This is a genomic window from Pseudomonas sp. CP4 (assembly GCF_047758505.1).
GTDB classification, from domain to species: domain Bacteria; phylum Pseudomonadota; class Gammaproteobacteria; order Pseudomonadales; family Pseudomonadaceae; genus Aquipseudomonas; species Aquipseudomonas fluorescens_AO.
Genome location: NZ_CP180489.1, coordinates 845,293 through 858,252, shown reverse-complemented (window position 1 = coordinate 858,252; position 12,960 = coordinate 845,293). Strand labels below are relative to the sequence as shown.

17 protein-coding genes are annotated in these 12,960 nt (G+C 59.5%); 10 read left to right on the top strand and 7 right to left on the bottom strand.

What is annotated here, in order from left to right; translation table 11 throughout:
- The first annotated feature begins 105 nt into the window (after window positions 1-105).
- The gene (locus tag ACMYUN_RS03705) at window positions 106-441 is read left to right on the top strand and encodes a hypothetical protein (RefSeq protein WP_415762917.1); all 336 of its coding nucleotides are present in this window, start codon (window positions 106-108) and stop codon (window positions 439-441) included.
- Window positions 442-514: 73 nt separating this feature from the next.
- Here the strand turns inward: ACMYUN_RS03705 and ACMYUN_RS03700 are convergent, their stop codons facing one another.
- Together ACMYUN_RS03700 and ACMYUN_RS03695 are read right to left on the bottom strand one after the other, a co-directional pair.
- Complete coding sequence (locus ACMYUN_RS03700; protein ID WP_415762915.1) at window positions 515-838, bottom strand: hypothetical protein; 324 nt, start codon at window positions 836-838, stop codon at window positions 515-517.
- 125 nt (window positions 839-963) lie between these two features.
- Window positions 964-1,533, bottom strand: coding sequence for a chorismate mutase (locus ACMYUN_RS03695; protein ID WP_415762914.1), 570 nt, complete (start codon window positions 1,531-1,533; stop codon window positions 964-966).
- 198 nt (window positions 1,534-1,731) lie between these two features.
- On the opposite strand from ACMYUN_RS03695, the gene ACMYUN_RS03690 reads away from it, so the two are divergent.
- Together ACMYUN_RS03690 and ACMYUN_RS03685 are read left to right on the top strand one after the other, a co-directional pair.
- Window positions 1,732-3,090, top strand: a complete 1,359-nt coding sequence (locus ACMYUN_RS03690) for an MATE family efflux transporter (protein WP_310409181.1) — start codon at window positions 1,732-1,734, stop codon at window positions 3,088-3,090.
- Between the two features lie 74 nt (window positions 3,091-3,164).
- The gene (locus ACMYUN_RS03685) at window positions 3,165-3,722 is read left to right on the top strand and encodes a YceI family protein (RefSeq protein WP_129998411.1); all 558 of its coding nucleotides are present in this window, start codon (window positions 3,165-3,167) and stop codon (window positions 3,720-3,722) included.
- Window positions 3,723-3,726: 4 nt separating this feature from the next.
- Here the strand turns inward: ACMYUN_RS03685 and ACMYUN_RS03680 are convergent, their stop codons facing one another.
- The gene (locus ACMYUN_RS03680) at window positions 3,727-4,212 is read right to left on the bottom strand and encodes a DUF3592 domain-containing protein (RefSeq protein ID WP_039762262.1); all 486 of its coding nucleotides are present in this window, start codon (window positions 4,210-4,212) and stop codon (window positions 3,727-3,729) included.
- Window positions 4,213-4,364: 152 nt separating this feature from the next.
- Between ACMYUN_RS03680 and ACMYUN_RS03675 the strand changes: the two genes are divergently transcribed.
- Window positions 4,365-5,051: a GNAT family N-acetyltransferase gene (locus ACMYUN_RS03675; RefSeq protein ID WP_039762261.1), complete on the top strand. Its 687-nt coding sequence runs from the start codon at window positions 4,365-4,367 to the stop codon at window positions 5,049-5,051.
- 62 nt (window positions 5,052-5,113) lie between these two features.
- On the opposite strand, the gene ACMYUN_RS03670 is transcribed toward ACMYUN_RS03675, so the two are convergent.
- On the bottom strand, window positions 5,114-5,554 hold the full coding sequence (locus ACMYUN_RS03670; protein ID WP_039762259.1) for a hotdog fold domain-containing protein: 441 nt from the start codon (window positions 5,552-5,554) through the stop codon (window positions 5,114-5,116).
- 159 nt (window positions 5,555-5,713) lie between these two features.
- Here ACMYUN_RS03670 and ACMYUN_RS03665 point away from each other — a divergent pair, with 159 nt between their 5' ends.
- Window positions 5,714-6,334 (top strand): TetR/AcrR family transcriptional regulator, encoded by a 621-nt coding sequence (locus ACMYUN_RS03665; RefSeq protein WP_039762258.1) that lies wholly within the window; start codon window positions 5,714-5,716, stop codon window positions 6,332-6,334.
- Between the two features lie 111 nt (window positions 6,335-6,445).
- Here the strand turns inward: ACMYUN_RS03665 and ACMYUN_RS03660 are convergent, their stop codons facing one another.
- The gene (locus ACMYUN_RS03660; RefSeq protein ID WP_415762912.1) at window positions 6,446-7,387 is read right to left on the bottom strand and encodes a class I SAM-dependent methyltransferase; all 942 of its coding nucleotides are present in this window, start codon (window positions 7,385-7,387) and stop codon (window positions 6,446-6,448) included.
- A 198-nt stretch (window positions 7,388-7,585) separates the two neighbouring features.
- Between ACMYUN_RS03660 and ACMYUN_RS03655 the strand changes: the two genes are divergently transcribed.
- The 4 genes from ACMYUN_RS03655 to ACMYUN_RS03640 all read left to right on the top strand — a co-directional run bounded on the left by ACMYUN_RS03655 (window position 7,586) and on the right by ACMYUN_RS03640 (window position 10,119).
- Window positions 7,586-7,999 (top strand): response regulator, encoded by a 414-nt coding sequence (locus ACMYUN_RS03655; RefSeq protein WP_129998415.1) that lies wholly within the window; start codon window positions 7,586-7,588, stop codon window positions 7,997-7,999.
- Between the two features lie 57 nt (window positions 8,000-8,056).
- Window positions 8,057-8,725 carry an HAD-IA family hydrolase gene (locus ACMYUN_RS03650; protein ID WP_415762909.1) on the top strand — a complete coding sequence of 223 codons (669 nt, stop codon included), beginning with the start codon at window positions 8,057-8,059 and terminating at the stop codon, window positions 8,723-8,725.
- Window positions 8,726-8,890: 165 nt separating this feature from the next.
- On the top strand, window positions 8,891-9,688 hold the full coding sequence (locus ACMYUN_RS03645; RefSeq protein ID WP_415762908.1) for an SDR family NAD(P)-dependent oxidoreductase: 798 nt from the start codon (window positions 8,891-8,893) through the stop codon (window positions 9,686-9,688).
- A gap of 20 nt (window positions 9,689-9,708) precedes the next feature.
- Entirely contained in the window at window positions 9,709-10,119 is a 411-nt protein-coding gene (locus ACMYUN_RS03640) for an SRPBCC family protein (RefSeq protein WP_415762907.1), read from the top strand.
- A 131-nt stretch (window positions 10,120-10,250) separates the two neighbouring features.
- On the opposite strand, the gene ACMYUN_RS03635 is transcribed toward ACMYUN_RS03640, so the two are convergent.
- Window positions 10,251-11,645: a sensor histidine kinase gene (locus ACMYUN_RS03635; RefSeq protein WP_415762906.1), complete on the bottom strand. Its 1,395-nt coding sequence runs from the start codon at window positions 11,643-11,645 to the stop codon at window positions 10,251-10,253.
- Window positions 11,623-12,306: a response regulator transcription factor gene (locus ACMYUN_RS03630; RefSeq protein WP_056788996.1), complete on the bottom strand. Its 684-nt coding sequence runs from the start codon at window positions 12,304-12,306 to the stop codon at window positions 11,623-11,625. The genes ACMYUN_RS03635 and ACMYUN_RS03630 overlap by 23 nt, the downstream gene beginning before the upstream one ends.
- A gap of 178 nt (window positions 12,307-12,484) precedes the next feature.
- Here ACMYUN_RS03630 and ACMYUN_RS03625 point away from each other — a divergent pair, with 178 nt between their 5' ends.
- Window positions 12,485-12,808: a hypothetical protein gene (locus tag ACMYUN_RS03625; RefSeq protein ID WP_415763953.1), complete on the top strand. Its 324-nt coding sequence runs from the start codon at window positions 12,485-12,487 to the stop codon at window positions 12,806-12,808.
- Window positions 12,809-12,960 lie beyond the last annotated feature (152 nt).

The window sequence follows — 12,960 nt, the reverse complement described above, 5'->3', positions numbered from 1 at the left end:
GTTCATGTAAACAAGAACAACATTGATGCTAATGAGCCATCATTTTGGTTAGAATGCGCGCCGCCCGAGAGATGGATCCCGGGCGTTCCCCCATGGAGTTTTACTGTGAAATACCTCAGCAAAATAGTCGCCGCCGCACTGTTCGGTGTGGTTCTGGCAGGTTGCACCGGCGCCCCGATGAAATCCGCACATTACGACAGCAACCAGTACACCGTGGTTGGCCACAGCGAAGCCTCGGCCACCGGCCTGCTGCTGTTCGGTATTATTCCGATCCGCCAGAACAGCCGATTTGTACGCGCGCAAGACGCGGCGATCAAAGCCAAGGGTGGCGATGCATTGATCAACACCCAAGTGCAGGAAAACTGGTTCTGGGCCTGGGTCCTGACCGGCTACACCACCACCATCTCCGGTGACGTGGTCAAGCTGAAAACCGCCCAATAAGCGTCGGCTGAATGCAAAAAGCCCGGCTGATCAGGCCGGGCTTTTTCATGGGGGTTGCGGTACTGCACTTGATTCATGCCACGCGGCGCTCGATCAGACGATCCGAACCACCCTCGGCCACGCGGCGTTCGATCAGACGATCCGAACCACCCTCGGCCACGCGGCGTTCGATCAGACGATCCGAACCACCTTCGGCCACGCGGCGTTCGATCAGACGATCCGCGCCACCCTCGGCCACGCGGCGTTCGATCAGACGATCCGAACCACCCTCAGCCAAACGGCTTTCGATCAACTCGTCCGAGCCGCCTTCAGCGACCAGGGTGTGAGCAGGGGTAGCTGCAAAAGCGTTAACTGCGAAAACCGAGAAAGCGATGCCGAGAAGGGTTTGGCGTTTCATGATCGTGTGCTCCAGAAAGTTGTTTGTTTGTCTGGAGCCGATGTTACGCCGTGCTTTTTTTATGAGAACTTCATTGACGTGATGGTGAACATCGACGCCGATGATGTATTGCCGATACCCTCGCTTCAGAGCGGTTTTGCCCGGATGCATAACTCGCCGCTGGCACGAATCAGCGCCAGATCATGCAGCGCATCGGCGGCCAGACCGCTGCGGACAGTGGTCAGCCATGACGGGCAATTCGGGTCTTGCCGATAGTGGGAGAACTCGGCGTACTGTTGTAACAGGCGCTTTTGCAGTTCATCCAGACGCGGGCGTATCTGTTTCGCCAGGTCCGGGCGCGGTGTATCCGGTGCCGCACCTGCCGCCTGCCATTGTGCGAGCAGACCGTATTGCACCAGTTTGTTGGCCTCCATTTGCGCGGCGATCAACTGTTCGACGTCATCCGGATCGAGTTTGTTTTCGTCTGCCAGAGTTCGCGCATTGGCAATCACCTGCGCCTCACGCAGGCTGTCCTGGATCGGTTTGCCGCTGTCCCATTTGGTCAGCGCAACCAGATCACCGATGTTCAGGCGTTCATTGAGCGTGACCAATAACGGTTTCAATGAATCAGGGGCGGCTGCAGGTGCGGCTGCCTGAGCGCAGGTCGCGAACAGCACGAAAAGGGAGCCGAGCAGAAAATTTGCAACGTTACGCATGAACCTAGCCTCAATAGTACGTGTCGAGAGAATCGCTGATTTACCACAGCCGAACACTGACACAAAGCGATGCCTGGCATTTACACAAATGCAAAACTGACAATCAACGCCGATTGGAAATGTTGATTGCACCGTGCACGCAACTCACCGAAGCTATCGTCAATCAGGCCTGCCGCCGTCGAGATGGACCTCCATTCAATGCAAAGCGCCACCTTCGCCAAGCCGCTCTGGCAAACCTATCTACTGTTTCTCGCGCCGATGGTGCTGTCGAACTTCCTGCAATCGATGTCCGGGACAGTCAACAGCATCTACATCGGTCAAATGCTCGGCACTCAGGCGCTGGCGGCAGTGTCCGGTATGTTTCCCGTCGTGTTCTTTTTCATCGCCCTGGTCATCGGTCTTGGCGCGGGTGCCGGCGTGTTGATCGGTCAGGCGTGGGGCGCGCGGGAAACGCACATGGTCAAAGCGATTGCCGGAGCGACGTTGCTGCTGGGTATGCTGATCGGCCTGGTTGCCGCAGTGCTCGGTACCGTGTTTGCGCGCCAGGCGCTGACGGGGCTGGGCACGCCGGCGGATGTGCTCGACGATGCGGTGGACTATGCCCACGTCATGTTGTGGATTCTGCCGTCACTGCTGGTCTTCGTGCTGTTCACCCAGTTGCTGCGCGGGGTCAGCGATACGCTGTCGCCGTTGCTGGCGCTGATCGTCTCCACCGCGGTGGGGCTGGCACTGACGCCGGCGTTGATTCGCGGCTGGCTGGGTTTGCCACCATTGGGCATTCAGAGCGCGGCCTATGCCGGGCTGGCGGGGAATCTGTCGGCAATGGCGTGGCTGGCCTGGCGGCTGATCCGCAAGGGCCATCCGCTGGCGCCGGACCGGGAGTTCTTTGCCGCATTGCGACTGGACCGGGTGATACTCGGCAAGGTTTTGCGTATCGGCCTGCCGACCGGAGTGCAGATGATCGTGCTGTCGCTGTCGGAGCTGGTGATTCTGGCACTGGTCAACCAGCACGGTTCTCAGGCAACAGCGGCCTATGGCGCGGTGACGCAGATCGTCAATTACGTGCAATTCCCGGCGCTGTCGATTGCGATCACCGCATCGATTCTCGGGGCACAGGCGATTGGCGCCGGACATCTGCAACGAATGGGTCCAATCCTGCGCACCGGGTTGTTGATCAACGTGTGCCTGACCGGGGGCTTGATTGTGCTGGGTTATCTTCTGTCGCACTGGCTGCTGGGCTTGTTCCTGACCGAGGACTCGACCCGGGCCATGGCCGAGCACCTCTTGCACATCATGCTCTGGAGCCTGCTGGTATTTGGCTTTCAGGCCATCATCGGCGGGATCATGCGCGCCAGTGGCACGGTGCTGGTGCCGGTGGTCATTTCGATTATCTGCGTGGTCGGCGTGCAGTTGCCTGCGGCGTATTGGCTGGACGGGCACTTCGGTTTGCAGGGCGTCTGGATGGCTTTTCCGGTTGCCTATCTGGGAATGCTGATACTGCAGACGCTCTATTACAAACTGGTCTGGAAGCACCAGAAGATCGAGCGCTTGATATAGGTGCTGGCGTGACGGCGGGTTGTTTGCTTAAGTGAACCAAGGCCCTCGACGGCACGCGCCGCCCGGAGAGTTCCATGTCGATGCGATTGCTGCTGGTTACCGCGTTGTACCTGTATGCCTCGACCGTCGCTCAAGCCGCCGAATACACTCGCGTCAACACCAGTGCCAGCCAGATCAGCTTCACCTACCAGCAGATGGGCTCGCGAATGTATGGCACCTTCGGCAAGTTCGAGGCAACGCTGGACTTTGACACCGACAACCTTGCCGACGCCCGTACGACTTTGCATATCGATCTCGGCAGCATCGATGCTGGCAGCGAAGACGCCAACGCAGAGCTGGTAAAACCGGCCTGGTTCGACACTGAGAAATTCCCGCTCGCGGTGTTCGAATCCAGCCGTTTCACCCAGGTGGCCGAGCACCGTTACCAGATCGCCGGGCAGCTCACACTCAAGGGCATCACTCGAGAGGTGGAGGTGCCAGTGCAGTTGAAACCGGACAACGCCATCGGCATCTTCGACGGTGAGCTGGTGCTCAACCGTGAGGCGTTCGGCCTCGGCGCAGGGGAGTGGGCTGACAGCGTGGTGTCCAGAGACATCAACATCAAATTCAGAGTGGTGGCGCCGCAACAGTGACTGTTCAGTAGTACCGGTCTTGTTCCTTCATCGCCTGAATCTGCCAGAACGTCCTGCCGGAAACCAGCAGGAACAGCAGGGCGAGCGATACGCCGCCGGCCATGATGTAAAAACCTGCGCGATAGCTTTGCAGCTGGCTGGCGATGGCGCTTTTTTCCGGCATCCAGGGCGAGACCAATAGCGCAATCGGTCCATTGACTTCGTACTGGGTGTGTTCGGCGTAGCGTTCGTCGACAAAATCACCTTCATGAAGCTGACCCTGCTCGTCGGCATAGCGATAGTGAATGATCTTGCCGTTCTTGTTCATGAGGATCTCTTCCAACTGCGTGACAGTGCCGTTGGTTTGCGCGCCATTGAAATTCAACAGCGCATACAGAATGCCTTGATGGCGCGCCATCCCGGCGAGGAGCAAGACCACGCAGCAGGCGACAGTGAGCATGACGATTCGGTTGTAAAGATGATCTTTTGCGGCTTCGCGCGGGTAATACATGGCCCGGTCCTTGGTAGTGAAATGAAAGGTGATCGTTACATCGGCCTTCGACAGCGGATCTTTAAACGGTGGTCTACCGCGGCGCGGTATGATGTCGCGGTTCGTCGACGGCTCTGATCATCGGCAACGTTATTTACTGCCGGAGTTTGTCCATGCCACGCATCACCCACTACACCTCCCCATGCCCCGAGAGCGTCAACAGTCAGATCCTGCAAATGGTCGTCGACTACCTGACCGACATCAGTGCGGTGGGACTTGGCCCGAGCAATCTGCTGTACAACGTTTATCAGTACGCGGTCGGTTACGAGGTGCATCTGTACCTCGAGGCGTTGAATGGTCAGAAAGGCACCGAGGTGGAATTGCTGGTGGCCACTGACAATGAAGATCCGGAACAGGTCATCGGCTTTCTGCTGTACCTGCCGGTGCAGGGCGATTGGGAGGCGTGCAGCGTCGCCTACATGGCGGTGCGCGAAGGGCATCGGCGTCAGGGTGTGGCGCGGGCGATGCTCGCGGACATGGTCGGACGCTATCCGCATGCGGAACTGGCCTGCAGCATTGGCAAGGTGCCGTACTTCGAAGCGTTGGGTTTTGAAGTGATCGGCCAGCGCGAGACTCAGGTGCTGATGAGCACGCGGCATTACCGCAGCAACGGCTTGCGCGGCTTTATCGATACCACGCCGATCTACCGCTCGCTGGAAGTGCAGCAGATTCATACCTACCTGCTGCAGAAGAACGGCAAGCGCGCGATGCTCGATGCGGAAAAACAACGCGACCGTCATCTGGATCAGACCAGCCGTCACGTCGAAGAATTTGTCCGTCAGCGCCTGACCTTGCACTGACCCGGCCAATCAAAAGCCCTTGCTGCGCATTGCGCAGCAAGGGCTTTTTTGTGCGTGCAATTTCAACCCAGTTTGACGTTCATGGTGATGCGTGCGGTGAAGACTTTTTTGCCCTCGGTATCATGAATGTCGACATTGACCACCTTGTCGCCATCGCTCTGCCAATCCACGCCTTCAGCGCTGGCCACGGCGGTGACGTCGGTTTTGGCTTTGGCCAGGTATTCCACGGTCATGCCTCTCGGAATCCAGCGCGCGCCGGCCGGGATGGAGACGTCGGTCATCATCCCGCCGGCCAGTTCCGCCGCGTTGCACATTGCGATGGCGTGCACTGTACCGAGGTGATTGGTGATCTCCTTGCGAAACGGCACTTGAACGGTGGCGGCGTTCGGGCGCAATTCGCTGATCAGTGGGTTGATGCTGCTGAAATACGGGGCGAACTGGCAGGCCATCTTGCTGAAAGCGTCCGGACCGACGCTGTTGAACATGCTGAGAGATTGACTCATGGAAGCCTCACGATTTGGTGGTTTAGAAGAATGATGTTCCGTTACAGAATAATATTCTGTAACGGAACGGTATTCTGTTCACCGCAAATCTGTCAACCTAGGCGCAATTTCCACGGGCAAACTTCGCCTTGTTCAAACCTTTTTCGGACCTCAAGCAGCATGGACACCGCCGATCTACTGGAACGCAGCTACCCCGGCCGCCGCGCCGAGCTCAAACGCGACATCTTTCGCAAGGCCTTGAAGCTGTTCAACGAGCAGGGAATCGAGGCGACCACCATCGAGATGATTCGCGCCGAATGCGACACCAGCGTCGGCGCGATTTACCACCATTTCGGCAACAAGGAAGGATTGGTCGCGGCGCTGTTTTTCACCGCGCTGGAGGATCAGGGGCGTTTGCGTGATGCGTATCTCGACGCGGTCGATAGCACCGAAGCAGGCGTGCAGGCGCTGGTCTTCAGCTATGTCGACTGGGTCGAGCAACAGCCGCAGTGGGCGCGTTTTCAGTATCACGCGCGGTTCGCCGTGACCAAAGGCCCGTTCAAGGAAGAGCTGGCCGAGCGCAACAAGACGCGCAATCTGCGTCTGCGCCAATGGCTTGCGGAATCGGGGCGTGCTGCCGAGCTGCAGAATTTGCCTGCCGAGCTGCTGCCTTCACTGATCATCGGGCAGGCGGACAGTTATTGCCGAGCCTGGCTGGCGGGGCGGGTCAAAGGCAGTCCGACGGATTATCGCGAGGTGCTCGCACAAGCGGCGTGGCGCTCGGTTCGCGCTGAAAGCTGAGCCCCCCTGTAGGAGTGAGCCTGCTCGCGATAGCGGTGTGTCAGTTAACCATTTGCTGACTGACACACCGCTATCGCGAGCAGGCTCACTCCTACAGGGGAATTTGGTGTGTCAGGTGTTGCGCTGGAAAACCAGGGCTTTCAGGCCGCTTTCCGGGTCGACGTCGGGAAACTCCGGCGGATTGTCCAGCCGGTGATCGAAGCGCAGGCTCGGCGCTTCCTGGGTCACGCCATCAATGAGAAAGTCCGAACCGAACGACGGATCGTTCATGCACGCCAGCACCGTGCCTTGCGCGGTCAGCAGTTCCGGCAAGCGGCGCAACACGCGTTGATAGTCCTTGGTCAGCAAAAAGCTGCCTTTCTGAAACGACGGCGGGTCGATGATTACCAGATCGTACGGGCCGCTGTTGATCACTTTGCCCCAGGATTTGAACAGGTCGTGACCGAGGAAGCTGACCTTGCCCAAGTCATGGCCGTTCAAACGATGATTGTCGCGACCACGGCTCAGCGCTGCGCGGGACATGTCGAGATTGACCACATGGCTGGCGCCGCCCTCGATTGCCGCCACGGAAAAACCGCAGGTGTAGGCGAACAGGTTCAATACGCGTTTGCCCGCCGCTTGTTCGCGCACCCAGTTGCGTCCGAAACGCATGTCGAGAAACAGCCCGGCGTTCTGCTTTCGGCCCAAGTCGACGCGGTACTGCAAGCCACCCTCGACGATGGTCATTTCCTCGATTTCCTCGCCGATCAGCCATTCGGCCGTGCTCTGCGGCAGGTAACGATGCTGGATCAGCAAAGTGTGCGCACCGGACTGCTGCCATTCCGGCGAGGCGGCGAGGTGCAGCAGTACATCTCGCAGATCCTGCAGTTGCTCAGGCGCCGGTTCCTTGAACAACGACACCAGCACCACGCCCTGCAACCAGTCCACGGTCAACTGCTCGAGTCCCGGCCAGCAGCGCCCGCGGCCGTGGAACAGCCGGCGGGTTTCGCAGGGTGCCGCCCCCAGTGCGGGCAGCAAATGGGCGTGGAGGGTGGCGAGAGCTTCAGGGTTCATGGATCAGGATCGGCCGGACAAAGGGCGCGCATTTTAACCACAAATGAGCATTTTGGACGGAAGCTGCAGCCCGAAAAACAACACCTTGGCGAAATCTCCTGTATCAAAAGTGAATTTCTGCAGGGCGCGCTGCTCATACCTGTTAAGCAGCGGATTCAAAACCGCTATTCGAAAATGTAATTCGGGGGAGTGCTGTTCATGTGCCCTACACCTACGTCGAGCGCGCACCTTCCTGGCGGGTTGATTCTGGTTGTCGAGGACGATCCGTTGATTCTGGAGTTCCTTTGCGAAATTCTCCAGGAGGAAGGGTTCAAGGTCGAACCGCAAACCAGCGCCGACGCCGCATCCTTGTATCTGGAAAAACACGCAGCGGATGTAGCGCTTTTGCTGACCGACATCACCATGCCCGGCACGCTTAACGGCGCCGATCTGGCCAACCTGTTCGGCGATCGCTGGCCGGACAAACCGGTGATGGTCATGTCCGGCTATGAAACGCCCGAGACCTCTGGGGTCAAGCACTCGGTGGCGTTCATCAAGAAGCCTTGGGCGATCGGTCAGTTGCTCGATTGTGTGGAAAGCGCGTTCAAATCCAAGGCCCCGCAGCTGCACTGACAAGTGCTACATTGCCGGGCCTGTCTGCCCCGGCCATCTGTCAGAGGATTTGTTCTCTTGTCTGCACAAGCATCGGTTTTTGATCGCGCATTCGCCGCGTTCCTGTTCGATATGGACGGCACCGTCCTCAACTCCATCGCCGCCGCCGAGCGCATCTGGTCAGCGTGGGCGGTGCGCCATGGCGTTGATGTCGAAACATTTTTGCCGACCATCCATGGCGCGCGGGCGATCGACACCATCACCCGCCTGAATCTTCCGGGCGTGGATGCCGAGGAACAAGCGGCGTTTATCACCGCTGCCGAAATCGAAGACGTTGAAGGCATTGTCGAGATCCCGGCTGCGGCGGCGTTTCTCAACGCACTGCCGAAAAATGGTTGGGCGATGGTGACGTCGGCGCCGCGTGACCTGGCCCTGCGCCGGATGGCGGCGGCGGGGATTCCCGAACCAGCGGTGATGATCACGGCGGAAGATGTGGAGGCCGGCAAGCCTGATCCTTCGGGTTATCTTTTGGCGGCGAAAAAGCTTGGCGTTGAACCGGCGGATTGTCTGATTTTTGAAGACGCCGCGGTTGGCATTCAAGCAGCCGAAGCGGCGGGTGCGGCGCTGATGATCATCACCACGACGCACCAGCATCCGATCGAAACAGCTCATGCGACGTTGGCCAGTTACGATGCGATCAGCGTCAGGGTCGGCGCTGATGGTTTGCTTCGTCTGACGCAAATCTGATCTGCATCAGAAGCTGTTGCTCAACCACGTCAACGGTCGGCAGCTCTCTCACAGTTGCAACATCGCAACTACGCTGATCCATGCTTCTGAAATCGCCGCCATGGTCGAGTCCGCACAGGCATCGGCCGTCCGGCGCGAGCCCTTGCCAATCGATGAGGTAAACGCATGAAGATTGATCTGAGTGGGAAATTGGCCATCGTCAGCGGCAGCACCGCCGGTATCGGCCTGGGCATCAGCCAGTCGCTGGCCGAGGCCGGGGCGACGGTGGTGGTGATCGGTCGTGACACGGCCAAGGTCGAACAGGCGCTGGCGAGCATTCGCCAAGCCGTGCCCAGCGCGCAGTTGCGTGGTCTGAGCGCCGATCTCGGGACGGCCGAGGGCGCGGAAAAGCTCTTCGCTGCCGAGCCGCGCGCGGACATTCTGGTGAACAACCTGGGCATCTTCAACGACGTCGATTTCTTCGAAACCCCCGACAGCGAGTGGACACGCTTCTATGAGGTCAACGTGATTTCCGGCGTGCGCCTGGCGCGGCATTATGTGCCGGCGATGGTTGAGCAGGGTTGGGGCCGGGTGATCTTCCTGTCGTCCGAATCCGGGGTCGCGACGCCGGCGGACATGCTCAATTACGGCGTGACCAAAAGCGCCAACCTCGCGGTGTCCCACGGCTTGGCCAAGCGTCTGGCTGGCACCGGGGTCACGGTCAATGCGATCCTGCCGGGGCCGACCTTCACCGATGGCCTGCAGGACATGCTCAAGGACGCAGCCGCCAAGTCCGGACGCGACCTGCGCGACGAAGCCGACGCCTTTGTGCGCAAGGCCCGTCCGACCTCGATCATCCAGCGCGTGGCGGATGTTTCGGAAGTGGCGCATCTGGTCACGTACATTGCTTCACCGCTGTCCTCGGCTACCACGGGCGCAGCGTTGCGCGTCGATGGCGGTGTGGTCGACAGCCTGACAATCTGAATTTCCGAAAGAGAGGTTTTATGCCAACAGCATCTGCAACCATCGACATCCCGGCCTCGGCCGATCAGGTCTGGCAATTGATCGGCGGCTTCAACACGCTGCCGGAGTGGCTGCCGTTGATTACCAACAGTGAACTGAGCGAAGGCGGGCGCGTGCGCACTCTGCAATCCGCTGACGGCGGGGTGATTATCGAACGTCTGCAGACCTTCGATCACGCGGCCAGAACCTACAGCTATTCGATCGAACAGGCACCGTTCCCGGCCAGCGATTACCTGGCGACGATCAAGGTTGAAGACCAGGGGCAGGGCGCGCGGGTGACGTGGTCGGGACGCTTCAACGCGGTGGGCGTGAGCGATGAGGAAGTGGTGGCCTTGTTCAACGGCATCTACCAGGGCGGCCTCGATGCCTTGCGGGCGAATTACCCGACCTGAGACGCAGATCGTTCCCACGCTCCGCGTGGGAATGCAGCCCGGGACGCTCTGCGTCCCATTTCGAAGGCCGGAACGCGGAGCGTCCCTTGAGGCATTCCCACGCGGAGCGTGGGAACGATCGGCGCGAGACGTCAGGCCTGGCTGATCAAACTCTGCCGACAATCCAGCACCAGTTTCGCCCCGCCCAGATCACTGCTGCCGACCTCAAGGCTGAAGCCGTGCAGGCTGACAATCGCCGCGACGATCGACAGCCCCAGTCCAAAACCACTCTGCGGCTGGCCACCTTCAGTGCGATAGAAACGCTGGAACACCGCCTCTCGTTCAGCCTCGGGAATCCCCGGCCCTGAATCGTGAACCTCGATCCGCGTCTGCCCACCCGCATTGACTCCACGCAACATCACCGTACCGCCGGGCGGGGTGAATTTGATCGAGTTGCTCAGCAGATTCGCCAGCGCTTCGAACAACAACGCCCGGTCGCCATTGAGCGGCGGCAGCGTTTCCGGCATGTTCAGCTGGAAACGCAGATCGCCTTCCTCAGCCAGTGGCAGATAGAACTCGTGCAATTCTTCCAGCAACTGCGCGGGGTCGAGTTCGACGAAACCTGAACGGCGCTGACGATCCTCCAGTTCGGAAATCCGCAGCAGCCCTCGAAAGCGCGCCATCAGCGTGTCCGCTTCGCCCAGCACCAAATCCAGTTGCGCTGCTTGCTGCGAACCTTCGCCGGCCTGTTGCTGCATGCGATACAACTGCGCGCGCAAGCGGGTCAGGGGAGTGCGCAAATCGTGGGCGATGTTGTCGCAGACGCCTTTGACCTCGTTCATCAAACGTTCGATGCGCTCGAGCATGGCGTTGACGATCGCGGCGAGCATGTCCAGTTCATCGCGGCGATTGGACAACGGCAAGCGGTGCGTCAGGTCGCCGGCGACGATAGCCTGGGCGCTATTCTGGATCGCGCGAATGCGCTGCAACGGTCGACGCCGCAACAGATGCCAACCGGCGATCCCGGGAATAATCGTCAGCGACACGCCCCAGAACAGCGCGTGCAAAATGATCCGGGTGACCGCAAACAGCGAGCCATTGTCACGCAGCAGCACCAGCCAGCGTCCGTCGCGGGTTTGCGTGGCCACCGCATCGCAGCTGTCGCTCGGCAGGGTCGGATCGTCGGAATCGGCGCATTCGGCGAGCATGTGGATCTTGCCATCCAGCGGCAGCCCCTCGGGGATTTGCTGGAGTGCACCGCCCAGGTAAACGCCGTCCGCGCTGAATAGACCGTAGGCATCGATGCCGCGGATATCGAAGGTCATGCTGGCGGCGAGGGCGTCCTCCAGTTGCTCGCCGCGAAAGTGCGAAAACAGGTGCTGACGTTGCATCAACGAATGTTTGGCGAGTTTGTCGAGGTAGCCGGACACCTCGTAGTACATGACCCCCATGAGGATCGCGCTCCACGCCACGAACAGCGAACTGTACAGCGCCAGCAGGCGGCTGCTGGAAGAGCGCCAGCCGTCAGACGGGTTCGGCAATGACATAGCCGGAGCCCCGTACCGTGCGGATCAGCGGAACGTTGCCGGCTGCGTCGATCTTCTTGCGCAGTCGGCCGATGTGCACGTCGATCAGGTTGGTGCCTGGGTCGAAGTGATAACCCCAGACCTCTTCGAAAATCATCATCCGCGAAAGAATCTGGCCGCTGTTGCGCATCAGAAACTCGAGCAGCTTGTATTCAGTCGGCAACAGCGTCAGCACCTGTTCGGCGCGTCGGGCTTCGTGGCTGATCAGGTCCAGTTCCAGGTCGGCGACTTTTAGCGTCGTGGCCTGGGTGGCGACGCTGTTCTGCCGGCGTAGCAACACTTCGACCCGCGCGGCCATTTCATCGGTGGCGAACGGCTTGGTCAGGTAGTCATCGCCACCGGCGCGCAAACCGCGCACGCGCTCATCGACATCGGAGAGGGCGCTGATCATCAGAATCGGCGTCGCTACGCCCATGGTGCGCAGCGTGGTGACAATCGCCAGGCCATCGAGCTCGGGCAGCATGCGGTCGAGGGTGATCAGGTCGTAGTTGCCGCTGACGGCGCGATCGAGGCCTTCGCGGCCATTGTCGACCCAGTCGACGTCCAGCCCGTGGCTGCTCAGTTCGGCAACGATTTCCCGCGCGGTCACGGCGTCGTCTTCGATGGTCAAGATACGAGTCATAGGCAGGCCTGCTGATCGGTTCAAACGGAATGGCAGCATTTTGCCAAGAAATTACCGTGACGCTTTAAATTAACTTTCATGTTGCCGCTGCCATTCACCGGAACGGAAGCTTTGCTTGTCAAAAGATTGATATCATCTGGCCATAAAGTCCAACAGGAGTGGCGCGGTGAATACATTGATGAGCTCTGGCTGGAGGCCGATCGTCCTGCTCTTGCTGGTGTTTGCCAGCGGCCTCGCTTTTGCGGCCAATACGCCTTGTTCCGGCAAGAAAGGCGGAATAGACCGCTGCGACGGCGACCTGTTCCTGTGCAATGACGGCTCAATCAGCGGTTCGAAGAAGAGCTGCGCGGCAATGTTTGGCGAGCGTCAGCAGATGCGTCCGCAAAACTTCCTGCAAGGCGACGATGGTTGCGCCTGCGGTACTGGCTCGTTTTGCACGGGGCCTCGCGGCGGCGTGTATTGCCTGACGCCAAGCGGTAAAAAGAGTTACAAGCGAAAATGATCGACTCTGCCAATGCATAAAACCCGCTGTAATTTGGCAACTGTTGCAATTTGCAAGGTCCTAAGAAGTTCATATTTTATAAGCCGTTGAAAAATAAAGATTTATTCAGTCGCTGTACCTGGCACGGTCACTGCAATTCCTCACATGACGAG